At 72.6% G+C, this 16,553-nt stretch carries 12 protein-coding genes and 2 pseudogenes; 8 read left to right on the top strand and 6 right to left on the bottom strand.

Annotated elements, in window-relative coordinates:
- Positions 1-10: 10 nt before the first annotated feature.
- The 6 genes and pseudogenes from ABD858_RS27920 (at position 11) to ABD858_RS27895 (ending at position 10,035) form a co-directional block, all read left to right on the top strand.
- A complete protein-coding gene (locus ABD858_RS27920; protein WP_345042551.1) occupies positions 11-1,801 on the top strand; it encodes a TIGR02677 family protein in 1,791 nt (596 codons plus the stop codon).
- Entirely contained in the window at positions 1,798-3,018 is a 1,221-nt protein-coding gene (locus ABD858_RS27915) for a TIGR02678 family protein (RefSeq protein ID WP_345042549.1), read from the top strand. Before ABD858_RS27920 ends, ABD858_RS27915 begins: the two co-directional genes overlap by 4 nt.
- Complete coding sequence (locus ABD858_RS27910) at positions 3,015-7,181, top strand: TIGR02680 family protein (protein WP_345042546.1); 4,167 nt, start codon at positions 3,015-3,017, stop codon at positions 7,179-7,181. Before ABD858_RS27915 ends, ABD858_RS27910 begins: the two co-directional genes overlap by 4 nt.
- On the top strand, positions 7,172-8,440 hold the full coding sequence (locus tag ABD858_RS27905; RefSeq protein WP_345042544.1) for a TIGR02679 family protein: 1,269 nt from the start codon (positions 7,172-7,174) through the stop codon (positions 8,438-8,440). Before ABD858_RS27910 ends, ABD858_RS27905 begins: the two co-directional genes overlap by 10 nt.
- A gap of 89 nt (positions 8,441-8,529) precedes the next feature.
- Positions 8,530-8,904, top strand: a pseudogene (locus ABD858_RS27900) (DEAD/DEAH box helicase family protein); the annotation flags it as partial.
- Positions 8,896-10,035: a helicase-related protein gene (locus ABD858_RS27895; RefSeq protein WP_425586354.1), complete on the top strand. Its 1,140-nt coding sequence runs from the start codon at positions 8,896-8,898 to the stop codon at positions 10,033-10,035. The pseudogene ABD858_RS27900 and the gene ABD858_RS27895, both read left to right, overlap by 9 nt.
- A gap of 114 nt (positions 10,036-10,149) precedes the next feature.
- On the opposite strand, the gene ABD858_RS27890 is transcribed toward ABD858_RS27895, so the two are convergent.
- The 4 genes from ABD858_RS27890 to ABD858_RS27875 form a co-directional block, all read right to left on the bottom strand.
- Entirely contained in the window at positions 10,150-10,653 is a 504-nt protein-coding gene (locus ABD858_RS27890; RefSeq protein ID WP_345042541.1) for a PIN domain-containing protein, read from the bottom strand.
- Entirely contained in the window at positions 10,650-10,901 is a 252-nt protein-coding gene (locus tag ABD858_RS27885) for a hypothetical protein (protein ID WP_345042539.1), read from the bottom strand. Before ABD858_RS27885 ends, ABD858_RS27890 begins: the two co-directional genes overlap by 4 nt.
- Positions 10,902-11,160: 259 nt before the next feature.
- A complete protein-coding gene (locus ABD858_RS27880) occupies positions 11,161-11,811 on the bottom strand; it encodes a hypothetical protein (RefSeq protein WP_345042537.1) in 651 nt (216 codons plus the stop codon).
- Between the two features lie 72 nt (positions 11,812-11,883).
- Complete coding sequence (locus ABD858_RS27875; RefSeq protein ID WP_345042534.1) at positions 11,884-12,087, bottom strand: hypothetical protein; 204 nt, start codon at positions 12,085-12,087, stop codon at positions 11,884-11,886.
- Here ABD858_RS27875 and ABD858_RS27870 point away from each other — a divergent pair.
- On the top strand, positions 12,086-12,583 hold the full coding sequence (locus ABD858_RS27870) for a peptidylprolyl isomerase (RefSeq protein ID WP_345042532.1): 498 nt from the start codon (positions 12,086-12,088) through the stop codon (positions 12,581-12,583). The two genes, ABD858_RS27875 and ABD858_RS27870, sit on opposite strands and share 2 nt — an antisense overlap.
- A 339-nt stretch (positions 12,584-12,922) precedes the next feature.
- Here ABD858_RS27870 and ABD858_RS27865 read toward each other — a convergent pair whose 3' ends face one another.
- Positions 12,923-13,747 (bottom strand): oxygen-binding di-iron domain-containing protein, encoded by an 825-nt coding sequence (locus ABD858_RS27865; protein WP_345042529.1) that lies wholly within the window; start codon positions 13,745-13,747, stop codon positions 12,923-12,925.
- 252 nt (positions 13,748-13,999) lie between these two features.
- Between ABD858_RS27865 and ABD858_RS27860 the strand changes: the two genes are divergently transcribed.
- A complete protein-coding gene (locus ABD858_RS27860) occupies positions 14,000-16,234 on the top strand; it encodes an ATP-binding protein (RefSeq protein WP_345042527.1) in 2,235 nt (744 codons plus the stop codon).
- A gap of 119 nt (positions 16,235-16,353) precedes the next feature.
- Here the strand turns inward: ABD858_RS27860 and ABD858_RS27855 are convergent.
- A pseudogene (locus ABD858_RS27855) lies at positions 16,354-16,551 on the bottom strand (zinc ribbon domain-containing protein); the annotation flags it as partial.
- Positions 16,552-16,553 lie beyond the last annotated feature (2 nt).

Genomic DNA, 16,553 nt, shown 5'->3' with positions numbered 1-16,553 from the left:
CAATGGACCTGTGGCGCCCCCCACGCTACCCGGCAGCGCGACTGCTCTCGCCGCTGCCGAGGCGGACATCACCCGTACCCGGCTCATCGAGATCGCCGAGCGGCCCCCGCCGGGCGCGGGCCGCGCCTTGGCGATCGCAGCGCGAGCCACCTTGCGTAAGGATCTGGCCACCGCTTGCCGAGCCTCGGCGCCCATGAGGGAGAATGCCCGGACGATGACGTCCCAGCCCTCCATTCCCGACGCCACCTCACAGCCCGGCCCGGCGCGCACCGCCTATGCCCCCTTCGCGCACCTGACCACGCCCAACGCGGCCCTCTACCGCCAGGTGATGGGAGCGTTCCTCGCCGCCAAGGAGCGCTTCGCGGTGCATCTGCGGCCCGAGGACGTCCATGCCGCGCTGCCGGCCGAGCATCGGCCCGGGGACTTGAACGCCGTGGTCAAGGCGCTGGACAGCCTGGTCGACTGGGGCAATCTGCGGGCCGATCCGGACACCGCTCGGGTCACAGCGGTCGAGGACTTCTACCGCAAACGGTTCATCTACCAGCTCACGCGCGCCGGAGAAGCCGCCGAGGAGGCCCTGTCCGCGTACGACGAGGCGCTGGGGCGGCGTGGCGCGCTGCAGGCGGTGGCGCTGCACGACATCGTCACCCAGCTGCGGGCCCTCCTGGTCATCGCGGCCGAGGACGAGCCCGACCCGGCCAAGACACACCTCGCGCTGTCGGCGCTGACCGGACGGTTCGGGGCGCTCGCGGAGAACGCGCGGGCGTTCATGGGCTCGTTGCAGCGCACCATCGATCTGCACGGTGTCGAGGTCGAGGTGTTCCTCGCCTACAAGGACCGGCTGATCCAGTACCTGGAGCGGTTCATCCAGGATCTGATCACTCTGGGCAGCCGGATCGCGCTGCTGATAGGCGAGCTGGAGGCGGGCGGCCGGGCCGAGGTGCTGCTACGCCTCGCCGCGGCCCGCGAGGCGGCCGACGCCGCCCCGGACGAGGCCGAGAGCGCCGAGGAGCAGGCGTACGAGCGGTGGGCGGCGCGCTGGTCGGGGCTGGCCGCCTGGTTCGTGTCAGCGGACGGGCGCGAGTCGCAGGCGCGGCTGCTGCGCGGGCGGGCACTGGGGGCGATCCCGCAACTCCTCGCGGTCGTACGGCAGTTGAACGAACGGCGGGCCGGGCGCTCGGATCGGTCGGCGGATTTCCGTACGCTGGCCCGCTGGTTCGCCGAGGCCCCGGACGACGAGGCCCGGCACCGGCTGTGGCGCACCGCGTTCGGCCTCCACCCCTCCCGTCATCTCACCGTCGACGCCGACACCCTCGCCGAGCGCACAGCCCGTCCCGTGCCCCCGTCCACCCCCTGGGCCGGGGCCGAGCCGCTGCGGATCAGCCCGCAGCTGCGCCGCACCGGCAGTTATGAGCGGCGCGGCAAGGCCCGCAAGGTGCGGGACCGTTCCGAGGAACGGCGGCGGCTCGCGGAGCTCGCTGTCAAACAGGCCGAGGAGATCGCGGCGGCCCGTGCTCGCCTGGCGGCACAGGGCGTCACCCGGCTGTCCGGGATCGGTGAGCTCGACCCGCTCGCCTTCGGGCTGTTCCTCCAGCTGCTGGGGGATGCCCTCGCCACCTGGCGGCCCGGTATGACGACAACCGTGGCGACCAGCAACGACGGCTCGATGGAGATCCGTCTGACGGCCCTGCCGGGCGGTACGGGCGTCACCACGGCCGCGATCCGCACGCCGGGCGGAGTGTTCCGCGGGCCCGACCATCTGATCGAGATCACCGATCTCACCGCGCGGGAGGCCCGATGAGCACGCCCCTGACCGAGGTGCTGGACGGCCGCCGGGCCGCCGAGCTGCAGAAGGCCGCACGGGCCCTGCTCAAGGAGCCGCTGCTGCTCGCGCACGGCCCGCACGCGGACGAGTACCGCCTGGTGCGGCAGCACGCCGCCGAACTGCGTGACTGGTTCGACCGCAACACCGGCTGGCCGCTTCTGGTCGACGCCGAGGCCGCCCGGCTGCGCAAGACGCCGGGCACGCCGCACGATCCCACCCATCCGGCGCGCGAGGCGAGCCGCGCCCGGGCGCCGTTCACCCGCCGCCGTTATGTGCTGCTCTGCCTGGCGCTGGCCGCACTGGAACGCGGCGAGGCGCAGATCGCACTCGGGCGTCTCGCCGAGCAGATCGTCCTGGACGCCGCCGATCCGCAGCTGGCCGCCGCAGGGCTCGAGTTCACGCTGGAGCGCCGTGACGAGCGCCTGGATCTCGCGGCGGTGGTACGGCTGCTGCTGCACCACGGTGTGCTGCGGCGGGTGGCCGGAGACGAGGACGCGTACGTCAGCGGGGCGGGTGATGTGCTGTACGACGTGGAACGCCGCGTCCTGGCCGGGCTCCTCGCCACCCGCCGCGGCCCCTCGACGGTCGCGGCCGAGGACTTCGAGGAGCGGCTGGCCGAACTGGGCGCCGAGAGCGTCGCGCTGGACAGCGACGAGCTGCGGTTCCGGGCGATCCGCTGGACCCTGACCCGCCGCCTCCTCGACGATCCGGTGCTGTACTACGACGAGCTGACCGACACCGAACTGGCCTATCTGACCCGGCAGCGCAGCTTCATCGCCGCGCGTATCGGCGAGCTGACCGGTCTGGTCGCGGAAGTGCGCGCCGAGGGCATCGCCATGGTCGATCCTCTGGACGACCTCACCGATGTACGCATGCCGGAGCAGGGTACTCATGGGCACATCACCCTGCTGCTGGCCGAGTACCTCGCGGCTGTGCGCGGCCCCGTCCCCCTTGGGGACCTGGAGCGACGGGTGCGGGAACTGGCCGAAGAACACGGCGGGTTCTGGTCGCGGACCGCCAGAGAACCGGGGGCGGAGCCGCAGTTGGTCGAGCAGGCCGTGACGAAGCTCGCCGCGCTCGGTCTGGTGGGACGTACCCCCGACGGCATCACCCCGCGCCCCGCACTCGCCCGGTACGCGGTCGGCGAGACCGTGGTGGTGGAGTCCGTACGACGAAAGGCGACGCACGCGTGACCGGCAGGACCGCACTCCCCTCCCCCGCGCCCGGCCGGTGGCGGCCGCTGCGCATCGGGCTCGTCGACCTCTTCTACTACGACGTGGAGGAGTTCTGGTTCCGTGACGGCCGGCTGCTGCTGCGAGGCAACAACGGCACCGGCAAGTCCAAGGTCCTCGCCCTCACTCTCCCCTTCCTCCTGGACGGCGATCTCTCCGCGCGCCGGGTGGAGCCCGACGCCGACCCGGGCAAGCGGATGGAGTGGAATCTGCTGCTCGGCGGAGAGCACCCGCACCCCGAGCGGCTCGGCTACACCTGGATCGAATTCGGCCGCGTCGACGAGGACAACGGTCAGGCTCACTTCCGTACCCTCGTGTGCGGGTTGAAGGCGGTGGCAGGGCGCGGCATCGCCCGCCACTGGTACGCCGTCACCGACCAGCGGATCGGGGCGGAGCTGAGCCTGCTCGACGCAACCGGCACCGCGCTGTCCCGCGACCGGCTGGCGGAGGCGGTGGCCGGCCGCGGCATGGTGTACGACCAGGCGAAGGCGTACCGCAGGGCGGTCGACGAGGCGCTGTTCGGGCTGGGCGAGCGGCGGTACGCGGCCCTGGTGGACCTGCTGATCCAGCTGCGTCAGCCGCAGCTGTCCAAGCGCCCCAACGAGGCCGCGCTGTCCCGCGCGCTCACCGAGGCGCTGCCGCCGATGGACCAGGCGGTGATCGCCGACGTCGCCGAGGCGTTCCGCTCGCTCGACGAGGAGAAGGAGGAGCTGCGTGCGGCCGCCGAGGCCGAGCGGGCCGCCTCCGCCTTCCTGGACCACTACCGGCGTTACGCCCGTGTCGCCACCCGCCGCCGGGCCCGGCTGCCGCGCAGCGAGCACGCCCGCTACGAGCAGCTGCACCGCGATCTGGCCCAGGACCGGGCGGAACGAGAGGAGGCCGAACGGGACCGGGCTGCCGCCACCGGGCGGATCGCGCAGCTGGAGCAGACCGCGGCCCGGCTGACGGCGCAGGACGCGGCGCTGCGCGAGGGCCCCGAGATGCGCAGCGCACGGGAGCTGGAGCAGGCGGCGGCCGACGCGCGGCGCACCGCGTACGAGCTGGCCCGTGCCGCGGCGGACCGGGAGCAGGCCGCACAGGCGCACACCCGGGCACTCGGCCGCCTGGGCACTGCCGAGAACCGGCTGGCGGCGGCCGAGCAGCGGCTCGCCGACACGCTCGTACGGGAACGGGAGGCGGCCGAGGCCGCAGGCCTCGACGGCGAGCTGCGCACCGAGGGCGCACCGGAGGACGCACTGCGGCGCGCGGCCGAGGAGGTCGTGGAGCGCAGGCGGCGCGCGGTCGGGCATGTGGAGGGGCTCGCAGCGCGTGCCGAGGAGGCGGCGGCCGAGCGACGCGCGGCCGCCAGGCGCGCCGACGAGGCGGAGACGGAGGCCGGACACACCGCCGAACGGCAGGCAGAGGCGGAGGAGGCCGCAGCACAGGCCGGGCGGGAGCTGGTCGTTCTCGTACACGAACACCTCGACGGCTGCAAGGAGTTGACGCTTTCCGACCCGGCCGGGCTGCTGGACGGCCTGCAGGACTGGGTGACGCGTCTGGACGGCCCGTACCCGGCACGGGAGCAGGCGGCGCAGGCCCACCGCTCGCGGGCCGCGGAACTGGCCGACCGGGCAGCGGTGCTGGGGCAGCATCTGGCCGGACTGCGCTCTCGTCACGCCGAGGCCGAACGGGAACTGGCCGAACTGGAGGCGGGCGGTCAGCGCGGACCGGAGGCAGCGCACACCCGCACACCCGGCGTGCGCGACCGGGCAGCCGGGGCGCCCCTGTGGCGGCTGATCGACTTCCGGGAGCACCTCGGCGAGGCCGAACGCGCCGGTCTGGAAGCGGCGTTGGAGGCATCCGGCCTGCTGGACGCCTGGGTACGGCCCGACGGCACCGCCCTGCACGCCGACGGGCACGATGTCCTGCTGGCCCCGGACGGCCCGGTCGCCGGGGCCGCTCTCGCCGACGTACTGCGCCCGGCCGTCGACCACGGCGACGCGCGGGCCGCGGCCGTCGGCGAGGACGCCGTGGCCCGGCTGCTCGCCGCCATCGGGCTGGGCGAGGGCGCCGGAACCTGGGTGGCGGTGGACGGCGGCTTCCGCGTGGGGGCGTTGACCGGCAGCTGGTCCAAGCCGGCCGCGGTGTATGTGGGCGAGGGTGCCCGCGAGGAGGCGCGCCGGGCCCTCATCACCGCCCTGCGGGGCGAACTCGTCGCTCTGCGCGCGGAGATGAACGGCCTGGAGGCCGAGCGCGAGTCGGTGGCGGGGCGCCGCCGCACCCTGGACGCCGAGCTGGCCGCCGTCCCCGACGACGCTGCCCTGCGCCACGCCCACGCGCTGGCCGCCGCCGCGACGGACGCCGCGCACCGGGCCCGTACCCGCCGCGACGAACGGTCCGCCGAACTGGCGGAGGCGACTCGGCGGACTCACGGGATCGCCGGCGAGCTCACCGACGCCGCCGCCGGCCTGAGTCTGCCCGCCGACCGGGCGGGGCTTGCCGCCGTACGCCAGGCGCTGGCCGACCACGCCGCCCACCTGGCCGCCCTGTGGCCCGCCCTGCGCGAACGCGCCGAGGCGACCCGTGCGGTCGGGGAGGAGAGCGCGGAGGCCGGGCGGGCCGAGGAGCGGGTGGCCGAACTGGACCTGCGTGCCGAGGAGTCGGCCCGCCTCGCGGCCGCGGCCGACGAACGCCACACCACGCTGCGCTCCACGGTGGGCACGGCCGTCGCCGAGCTGGAGCGGCGCCTGACCGAGACCGCCCGCGCCCTGGAGGCGTGCGGGCGCGAGCAGCGCGAGGCCGGCCAGGCGTACACGGACGCCGACCGGCGGGCCAGCCGCGCCGAGGGCCGTATCGAGCAGTTGGAGAAGGATGTCACCGCGGCGGCCGCCGCCCGTGCCGAGGCGATCGCCTCCCTCCAGCGGTTCGCGGCCACCGGCCTGCTGACCGTGGCCCTGCCCCGGGCGGCCGTACCGCCACCGGACGGCGGAGCGTGGGCGGCGACCCCGGCCGTGGCCCTCGCCCGCGCCGTCGAGGCCGAACTCTCCGCCGTCGACGACTCGGACGGCGCCTGGGAGCGCGTACAGAAGCGGCTGAGCGAGGAGTACAAGAAGCTCCAGGACGCCCTGTCGCGCAACGGCCACACCGCCACGGCCCGCATGGTCGAGGACGGCATGGTCGTCGACATCGTCTACCAGGGCCGCGAACGTGCCGTCCCCGAACTGGCCGAAGCGCTCGCCACCGAGGTCGCGGAGCTGGCGCGCATCCTGTCCGCGCACGAACGCGAGATCCTGGAGACCCACCTGCTGACCGAGGTCGCGGGCACCCTGCAGGAACTCATCGGCGCGGCCGAACGCCAGGTCCGCGCCATGAACGCCGAGCTGGAGGAGCGGCCCACCTCCACCGGCATGAAGCTCCGCCTCGTCTGGCGCTCCGCGCGCACGGCGCCGACGGGCCTGGCCCAGGCGCGGGAGCGGCTGCGTCAGTCCGCCGACGCGTGGGCGCCGGAGGACCGTGGGGCGGTCGGCGAGTTCCTGCAGGCGCAGATCGCCCGCCGGCAGAACGACGACGGTGCGGGAAGCTGGCTGGAGGTGCTGACGGCGGCCCTGGACTACCGCACCTGGCACGAGTTCGGCATCGAACGTCACCAGCACGGCAAGTGGGTCCCGGCCACCGGGCCCGCGTCCGGTGGCGAGCGCGTGCTCGCGGTGTCCGTGCCGCTGTTCGCCGCGGCCTCCTCGCACTACGCCACCGCGGCGACGGAGTACGCTCCGCGCCTGGTGACCCTGGACGAGGCGTTCGCGGGTGTGGACGACGACTCTCGGGCCAAGTGCCTCGGCCTGCTGCACGCCTTCGACCTGGATGTGGCGATGACCAGCGAACGCGAGTGGGCGTGCTACCCACAGGTCCCCGGCATCGCCATCGCGCAGCTGTCGCGCGTCGACGAGATCGCGGCGGTCCTGGTGACCCGCTGGGAGTGGGACGGGGCCGAGCGGGTACGGGGTACGGAGCCGGACCACCTGACGGCGTACCCCGCCCAGGCCGCCGGCCCGGTCCATGCGGCACCCCCGGGCGCGGCCGGCCCCGAGGACGACCCGGCCGGCGCGGCGGTACCCGCCCCCCGGCAGGGCCCGCCATGGGCATGAGTCCGCCGCGGCCCGGCTCGCCCGTCGGCGGCGACCGCCTCGACCTCGACCGCCTCGGCCGTCTGCTCGGCGACCCCGCCCTGGCCTGGCTCCTGGAACGGGTACGCCGCCGTATGGAGCGGGAGGAGCCCCTCACCGGGCCGGTCTCCCTGACCGGCCCCACCCAGGCACAGCGAGCCGCAGCCGAACGCCTCCTCGGCCGCGCCCCGCGCGCCGGGCGCTCGCTGACCGTACGTCTCGACACGGTGGACGACGTCCTGCGCCGCTCCGGCGCCGCCCCCGACGGCCTCGCCTCCGCCGTCACCGCGCTCACCGGCCCCGTGACCGCGCTCAGCGACATACGGGAGCGGGAAGCCCGCGCCTGGCAGGAGGCGTACGCGCCACTCGACGCCCTCGACGCGCTGGGGCCCGAACTGGTCGGCTGGGCAGCGGGGTTGCGTCAGGGCGGCCTCGTGCGCCGCCTGTCCCGCACCCCGAGGGCGGCCCGGACCCTGCTCGCCGACGCCGTGGCGGTCCTGCACCGACTGCCTGCCGAACCCGCCGTCTCCCTGCCCGCCTTCGCGGCCCGCAGCCTCGGCAACGCCCACGCCCTGGACGACCAGACCCCGCTCGCCACCGTCGTCCTGTCCGGCATCCGGGCGCTGACCGGCTTCCCGGACGGTACCGGGGCCGAATGGCGCCGTGAGGCATGGGCATCGGCGGGCCTCCTCAAGGACGCGCTGTCCTCCAGCGTCCTCACCCTGAACCTGCGCGGCGGCGCCCCCGCCCTCGACTGGCTGGCCGACACGGGCGAACCCGCTGTCCTGACGCTGCGCCACCTCACCCGCCACCCACCGCGGACGGCACCCGCCACCGTCCGTGTCTGTGAGAACCCCACCGTACTGGCGGCAGCCGCCGACACCCACGGCAGCGCATGCCCGCCCCTGGTCTGCCTCCAGGGCCAGCCTTCGGCCGCCGCACTCACCCTGCTCCGCCACCTCCACTCCCACGGGGCAACGCTGCTGTACCACGGCGACTTCGACTGGGGCGGCCTGCGCATCGCCACCACGCTGCTCAACCGCGTCCCCTGGCGCCCCTGGCGCTACACCGCCGCCCACTACCGTGCGGCAGCAGCCGCCACACCCCTGGCCCCGCCCCTGACCGGCCCACCGACGAAGGCCCCCTGGGACGCGGACCTGGCCGGGGCCCTCAGCGAACTCGGCGTACGCATCGAGGAGGAGACGGTACTCGAGGACCTGCTGACGGACCTCGCGCCATAGCAAGGGAGCACCGAGCAGAACCACAGCACCGCTCCGGTCACCGACTGTCAGACCCTCGTGCCACTGTGTAGTCAGTCGACTCCGGCAAGACGCATGCCGCCCTCGCCTTCCTGGCCGCCTGCGCCGAAGCGGGGCGCACCTGCGTGTACGCGGCGCCGCTGCGCATGCTCGCATTCGAGGTCTACGAACGGCTCCGCGCCAGGCTCGGCGCGGACCGAATCGGCCTGCGCACCGGCGAGGAGTACCTCAACCCGGGCGCTCCGGTGCTGTGCTGCACCACCGAGGCGGCCCCCGTCGAAGGCGACGTACTCGTCGTCGACGAAGCGCACTGGCTGGCCGACCAGGAGCGCGGCCACGCCTGGACCCGCCTCCTGCTCAGCGGGGCGCACACCGATGTGCACATCGCCGCCGCACCCGAGTCGGAGGACCTGCTGCGCACCTTGCTCACCCCGGCCGTGGACATCACCACGGTCCACCATGCCCGCCCGACCGCACTCACCCTGGCCAGTCCCTTTCGGGCCGTCACGCTGCCGAAAGCAAGTGCGGTGGTCGCCTTCTCCCGCAAGGCCGTCCTTGCCCTGCATCGCGAACTGATCGAGGCGGGCAGGTCGGCGACAGTCCTGTACGGCACGATGCCGCCCGCGGCCCGCCGCGAGCAGATCCGGCGCCTGACCGAAAAGGAGGTCGACGTGATCGTCACCACAGACGTGATCGGCCACGGCGTCAACCTGCCGCTGGGCTCAGTGGTGTTCGCGGAGACCAGCAAGTACGACGGCAGAACCCGCAGGGAACTGCGCGTCTGGGAGGCCGCCCAGATCACCGGCCGGGCCGGTCGGCGGGGACACAACGCAGGCGAGGGAATCGTCGCTGCGTACCGCAGCCGGCTCCCTGGCCTCACCGTCTCCGGCCAACTCCTGGAGCAGGCCGTCCAAGCGGCCAACGGAGTGAAGCCCAACGGCCTACAGGTGACGACGGCACCGCTGCGGCCCACCTGGACCGACCTGGGGCTGCCTGAACCCGGTGAGATCCCGCACGCCCTGACGGGCTGGACCGCTGCCGCCCGCGAGGCTGCCCGGGAGCGCCCCTGGCTGCAGCCGATGCCCGTGGACGAAATCCGCGCCAAGTTGTCCATGGCACGCCAGATCGCCGACGCTCCGCGAGATGTCGGCGGTCTCTGGCCTCAGGACGGTTGTACGGTCTGGCGCCTGATCACCCTGTCCGTCGATGCCGACCGCCCGGCCTACCCGGCCATCTGCCGGGCCGTTCTGCACGGGGCCGCCCTGCGCCCTCTGCTCCGCTCCCGCGCGGGCATCGACAGGATGGCCTTGCCCGATGCCGAGAAGTACGCAGCACTGATGCGGGACCTGCGCACCGCCGCCCTGGCCTTCGACGGCGAGTGCGGAGGCGTGAACACCGAGGAAGCGGCGGCCGGCGAACAGGCGGCGGCAGCCCGGATCATCCAACTGGTCGCCGCCTCCCGGCCGCTGGCCGAGCACGGCAGGTGCGCCGCCTGTCAGAAGCCCTGTGCTCCCTGGTTCACGTACTGCGACGCCTGCCACTGCTCCCGCTTCTCCGGCTTCGACGACGACTGGTGAAGGTCGGCGGGCCCTGGGAGCACGTACAGAACCACTGCCCAAGTCTCCGCCGAAGAGACAGACGGTGCCGCCCCTTGGGCGCCCGGCGGCAAAACGTCAGCGCCGACCAAAACGTCAGCGCCGACGGCGATGCCGGCGCATGCCGTCCACTTTGGCGGCGAATTCTCGGGGCCGCAGTACCGGGGTACCGCGCCAGGGCGACATGCCGGTCAGATCGACGTCGTCGGAGACGATCAGCAGCGCACCGACTTCGGCGGCGAGGTCGAGGATGCGGTTGTCCTCCCAGTCGGGGCAGTCACTGACTGTCGACGGGGGATCGACGACACCCCCGCCGCTGTGGTCGGCCACGTCCACCAGCAGGGAAATGAAGCGCTCGATCGGGGCAGCCTCCCACTTCAGTCCCTCAGCAAGCACTCGTCCGGTGTTGTCCAGGATGTGCGGAGACAGCCAGAGACCGAACTCCGCCGCATCCACCACGATGCCCAGGCAGTCCGCGAACGGATTGCCTGACGTCGGCGGGGGTGAGGGCCAGGACCGGAACGGGCTGTTACCCCCGGCCGCCGCACCCACCAGGACATTGACGTCGTAGACGACTGGTACGGGTACGGCCTCGCTCATTCCCGCCCCTTCAGCACCCGGCGGGTGATGGCAGTGACGTCAGCCAGCGAGGCGCCCTGCTCAGCCAGCTTCTGCTCACCGTACGCCTGCACCTCACGCAGCTCCTCGGCCAGCTTCACCGACTTCATGATCTTTATCGTCGCGCGGAGGTAGGCCGATCTGTTTCCGCCTCCGAAGTACTCGACGAGCTCGTCCAGGTCCGCCCGGTCCGCGTCCGACACAGCGAAGCCAATGGTCTGCGTGCTCACGATGCCCTCCCGGAACCATGTTGCATTTTCATTGCATCTCACATGCAGGATACTGCGATTCGCATCGGGGGCCAATCGTTCGGACATCAGACCCGGCACCATGACCTGGCCTCTGACCCGCACCTTTGCTGCCCGTTCCCAGACCAGGCAAGCGCGCCTCCACCTGCCGCTCCACCGAATCACACACTCCTGTCGAACTCCCACACTTCGTTGCCGTGAATGCGCCGCCATTGACCGTCGACGTCGCGACGGAGCGCCGTCAGGTCCGGGGCTCCCCGTGCCAGCGCCACTTCGTGAGGCGCGCCCGGCCGGGGAGGGCTGTGCGGCCCGTGGCCCAGAGGAGGGTGGGCCAGCGCTCGGTGTCGGTCGGAGCGTCGGGGAAGAGCCGGGTCAGGACCCGGTCACACAGGTCGGCCGGCGGTGTCCAGTCGATGCCCAGGCCCTCGGCGATGTCGTGCGTGTGCACCAGCGTCTCGACGATGCCCATGGCGGCGAAGCCCTCGGGGTCGGCGGCGCCGAAGATGTGGTGGGCGCGGGCCGTCGGTGGTGCGGTGCGGACGATGGCCGTCAGCAGGGCACCGCTGGCCTCCAGTACCTGGAGCAGGCCGGCCGCCCCGGCCTCGCGGTCCGCGAAGATCGCGTTCGCTGGGCCGCCCGGCCTCTTACACCCCCAAGCGAACGGGACATGGCTGTCGAGCGGCGGGCTCTCGGGGCCCAGCTGGACGGCGTACGAGAACAGGTCGTCGGCGAGATGCTCGGCGGTCTCCCAGCAGTCCCACTCCAGGGAGCCGGCCCGGGCGCTCCATCCCGAGGGGTCCGCGGTACGCAGGGCGGCGACCGCAAGGCGGACGGCGAGTTCGACGTCGGCCGCGGTCACGGGGCCGCTCGGTGATCCATGTGTTTCAGCCACGGCGGGACGGTATCAACGATCATCCGAATGTCGCGGATATTCGTTCGGGCTGGGAGGAAGCGCCGATCGCGATCAGTTCCTCTTGCCGAGGTTCCATGCGACGACTTCCAGGATGCGCAGCGGCGAGACACCCTCCGGGGCCTCGGCGGCGAGGGCCTTCCACTCGTCGCGCCGGCTCTCGAGATCGTCGACGATGCACATGGCGAGCGTGGAGGCCCGGCCCGGGCTGACCTGCGTGCGGGAAGCTTGGCACGGCAGTGACAAAATGCCCCCCATGAACAACAACGTTTACTTCGACATCACCATCAACGACGAGCCCGCCGGCCGGATCGTCTTCAAGCTGTTCGACGACGTCGTCCCCAAGACGGCGAAGAACTTCCGCGAGCTCGCGACCGGCGAGCACGGCTTCGGCTACGCCGGTTCCAAGTTCCACCGCGTCATCCCCCAGTTCATGCTCCAGGGTGGCGACTTCACCGCCGGTAACGGCACCGGTGGCAAGAGCATCTACGGCGAGAAGTTCGCCGACGAGAACTTCCAGCTGAAGCACGACCGCCCGTTCCTGCTGTCCATGGCGAACGCCGGCCGGAACACCAACGGCTCCCAGTTCTTCATCACCACCATCGTCACCGACTGGCTGGACGGCAAGCACGTCGTCTTCGGCGAGGTCGTCGAGGGCCAGGACCTCGTCAAGAAGATCGAGTCCCTCGGCTCCCAGGCCGGCAGGACGCAGGCGGCGATAGCCATTGCCGCGTCCGGTGCCGTGGAGGCCTGAGCCTCTGAGGCGAACCCGTTGGGCCGGCCACCCGCACTGCTGGTGGCCGGCCCTTCGGCTCAGGTGATGACGTCGAGCTGCCGGAGGTGTGCGCCGTCGTCACGCAGGCCCGAGTGTTCGACGACCCGGCCGTCCTCGTCGAAGCGCATCCAGCGGATCCGACGGAACCGGAACGCGCGCCCCGACTGCTCGTGACCGTGAACGGCCCCAGGTGGGTGCCCGCGTACCGATTGCGCATCACCACGATGTCGTCGACCAGGACCATGTCCTCGATCTCGGCGCGTCATCGGGGTTCCCTCGCGGGGGCCGCTCCGGCATTGGCTGCCGCTCGGGCAGGCGTCAGCCAGTGGGGTCGATCAGTCCGGCCGCCTTGAGGATGTCGTCGAGCACCGGCTGACCGGGCGCGGGTACGGCCGGGGCGCCGGCCATCGCACGCGCCTTGGCGTACGCGTCCGAGATGCCGGCGCCGCGCAGCACCGGGCCGTGGCACGACGCGGCGACCCGTACCGGCAGCTTCTCCAGCGTGTCGAGGTGCCGGCCGTAGGCGTCGGGGTCGAGCCAGGAGTGCCAGGGGTTGCCCATGCTGTTGAACGGCATGAAGACCTGGTCCCAGAGGCCGGCCGGCAGATCCCCGAGCTCATGGATCTCCCCGGGGGTGGGTGCCGCGAAGGCGTCGGCCGCCCACATCACGCCGGTCGCCGAGTCGACGACGCCGCGGGTGGTGGGTGAGTCGAACTGCGGCGGCAGCACGGCGTGGAGTTCACGGTCGCCGATGTCCAGCCGCTCACCGGGGTTGAGCCAGCGCATGCGGTGCAGCGGCAGTTCGGTATGGACGGAGATGCGCTGCCATGCCATGAAGTCGGTGACCAGCGTGGCGTTCACGCACAGGTCCATCGCGGTGCGCAGGCTGCCCATGTGGTCGGCGTCCTCGTGGGAGAGGAAGATCCACCGTACGTCGGCGGGCTCGACCAGGCCGAACACGTCCTCGGCCCACTCCTTGGCGTGGATCACCGCGCCGGTGTCCACGATGACGGGCTGTTCGCCGGTGATGACCATGGAGTTGACGGGGACGAACCCGGCTTCCCCGGCAGGAACCAGGCGGGGCACCAGCCATGTCTCGGCGGCGAGGCGGTGCGGTCGGCAGCGGGGCGCGGTGGTGTCCATTCGATGCTCCTGACGCGACATCACCACTCATGTGAGCGGCGCGGGTTGGTATTTCGTACAGTGCGCGGCGCGGACATCGGTGTCTTTTCTCCGCTCCGATGGCACGACTGTGCCCGTTTGCCCTTACCATCCGCCTGCGGGCGACTTGCACATGGTTCCGACGGCTTACGGCGCACTTGCGCGGCGACTGCGCGCTGTCTGAGTCCGATGGGCGGTCAGGCGGTCCGCACGTGGGGGACAGGGGGAGAAGAAGTGGCCGAAGTGTTGTCCGGCGGCAGGATGTCCGGCATTCCGGACGGTTCAGGAGTGGAACTCGGGGTGCTGGGGCCGCTCAGCATCCGGGTCTGCGGTGGGAGCGTGGAGATTCCCGGACGCCGGGAGCGGCAACTGCTCGCGGTGCTGACCGCCGCGCGCGGCACAGCCGTGTCCGCGGACCGGCTGGTGGACGAACTGTGGGACGGTGATCCGCCGCCGACCGCGACGAGCGGGCTTCAGGTGTGTGTGTCGCGGCTGCGCGCACTGCTCGAACCGGGACGGCGTCCGCGCACCGCCTCCTCGGTGATCATCACCACGGACGGCGGGTACGAGCTGCGCATCCCCGGTCACGCGGTGGACGCCGACCGCTTCACCGCCACGGTCGAGCGTGCCACCTGGCTTGCCGCCGACGGGGATCCCGCTACAGCGCTGACCGACGTCGAGGCGGGCCTGGCCGAGTGGCGTGGTCGGGCGTACGGGGATCTCGGTGATCTGCCGACCGTACGCGAAGAGGCCGACCGTCTGGCCGAGTTGCGCCTGCTGGCCTGCGAGGCCCGCCTCGATGCGCTGCTCGCGCTGGGGCGCCACACCGCGGTGGTGCCTGACGCCGAACTACTGGTCCGCCAGAACCCGTTCCGGGAGCGCTTCACCAATCTGCTCGTACGCGCCCTCTGTGGCAGCGGCCGCCAGGCCGACGCGCTCGCCGCGCTGCGCCGCACCCAGGTGCAGCTGGCCGACGAACTCGGTGTGGACCCGTCGCCGGTGCTGCGCGCCCTGGAACGGGACGTGCTCGATCAAGCGCCCCATCTGTTCGGCCCGGCAATCACACACACGTCGCCGGCGCCCGTACGTCCCCCGGTAACGGAGCGAACTGCCGCACCGATTCCCGCACCGGCGCCGGTGGATCCCGTGTCCATCATCGGCCGCCGTCCGCAACTCGCCGCGCTCGACGACGCATTGGCGGACACCGCGGCAGGGGGCGGCACCATGGCCCTGATCAGCGGTGAACCCGGCATCGGCAAGACGGCACTTGCCGCCGAGCTCGCACGGCGGGCCGACGCGCTCGGTATGCGCACGGTGTGGGGCCGCTGCCATGAAGGCGACGCCGCCCCGGCGTTCTGGCCCTGGACCGCTGTCGTACGGGCCACGCTCGACCCCGGCGAGCCGATTCCCCGCGAGCTGCTCCCCCTGCTGCCGGAGTCCTCCGCACAGGCGTCGGCCCGGGGCACGGACTTCGATCCGACGAGCTCCTCGCTCCGGGTCTACGAGGCCGTCGTCCGCCTGCTGGCCCGGGCTTCGGCCCGCACTCCGCTCGTCGTCATTCTCGACGACATCCACTGGGCCGATGCGTCGTCCCTGCATCTGCTCGGCTACGCGGCGGAGGCCCTCGCCGTGCATCCGGTGCTGATCGCCGCCACCGCGCGTGACGCGGAACCGGACGGCGACGCCGCCCTCGACTCCTGCCTCGCCTCGCTCGCCCGTAGCCATCCTGTGCGACTGCCCCTGACCGGCCTGGACCGCGACGAGACCCGCGAGCTGCTGCAACGGACCGTCGGAACCGGCATCGACACGAGCACCGCCGACGCCGTCCACGACCGCGCCGACGGCAACCCCTTCTACGCGCGCGAACTGGCACGGCTGCTGGGTACCGACCCCGCGGTCGCGGGGGACCTCGACCGGGCCGACATCCCGATCGGCGTGCGCTGCGTCGTCCGCCGCCGCCTCACCCGGCTCCCCGAGACCACCCTCACCTGCTGCGCGTCGCCTCCGTCATCGGCCGCGAGTTCCGGCTCGACCTGCTCGCGGACGTGGTCGCGACCGGGCTCGACGAACTCATCGACGCCCTCGATGTCGCGATCGCCTGCGGCATCCTGGACGAATGCACCGAGACCTCGGGTGTCTACCGGTTCATCCACGCACTCGTCCGTGAAACCCTGTACGAGGACCTCAGCCGCGCGCGCCGCAGCCGCCTGCACGGCGACATCGGCACGGCGCTGGAGCAGCGGGCGTCCGCGCTCCCCGAACTCGCCCCGTCCTCCGACGAGGTGGCCCACCACCTGGCGCTCGGCATGCCGCTGCGCCCGGCGCTCGCCGGGCCCGCGGTGCGCCACGGGATCATCGCCGCGCGCCGCGCCGCCGAACGGTTGCTGCGTACGACGACGCGTGCGCTCTTTGACCTCCTCCAATCGCCCTGAAGGGCGAGGATTCTCCGTCTGTGGGTGGTCCTCGTAAGGCGAGGACCACCCGCTCCGGGCGGGTTCCTGGTTCTTCCCCACACGGGGTGGGGGTTGTGCGCGCTGCCGGGCCGCTGCCCGGTCTTACGTGCGCTCCGCAGGCGTGTACCGCTGCCGTTACCGGCGTCGGGCCCCCGGTCCGGGGGTGGGTGGTGCAGTCGAGAGGGCCGCGTGGATGCGGCGGCCTTCATCGCGGACGTTCCTGCCCGCGTTCCAGTCCCGGTCGTGCAGGGCGCCGCACTCCGGGCACGTCCACTGCCTGATGTGCAGCGGCTTGGGGCCGTCGCGGTGCCCGCACGCGGAGCAGATCTGGGAGC

This window comes from Streptomyces sannanensis, from assembly GCF_039536205.1.
Classification (GTDB): Bacteria; Actinomycetota; Actinomycetes; order Streptomycetales; family Streptomycetaceae; genus Streptomyces; species Streptomyces sannanensis.
Note: the sequence above shows the minus strand (reverse complement) of the source record. Positions and strands in the feature narration are given on the sequence as shown.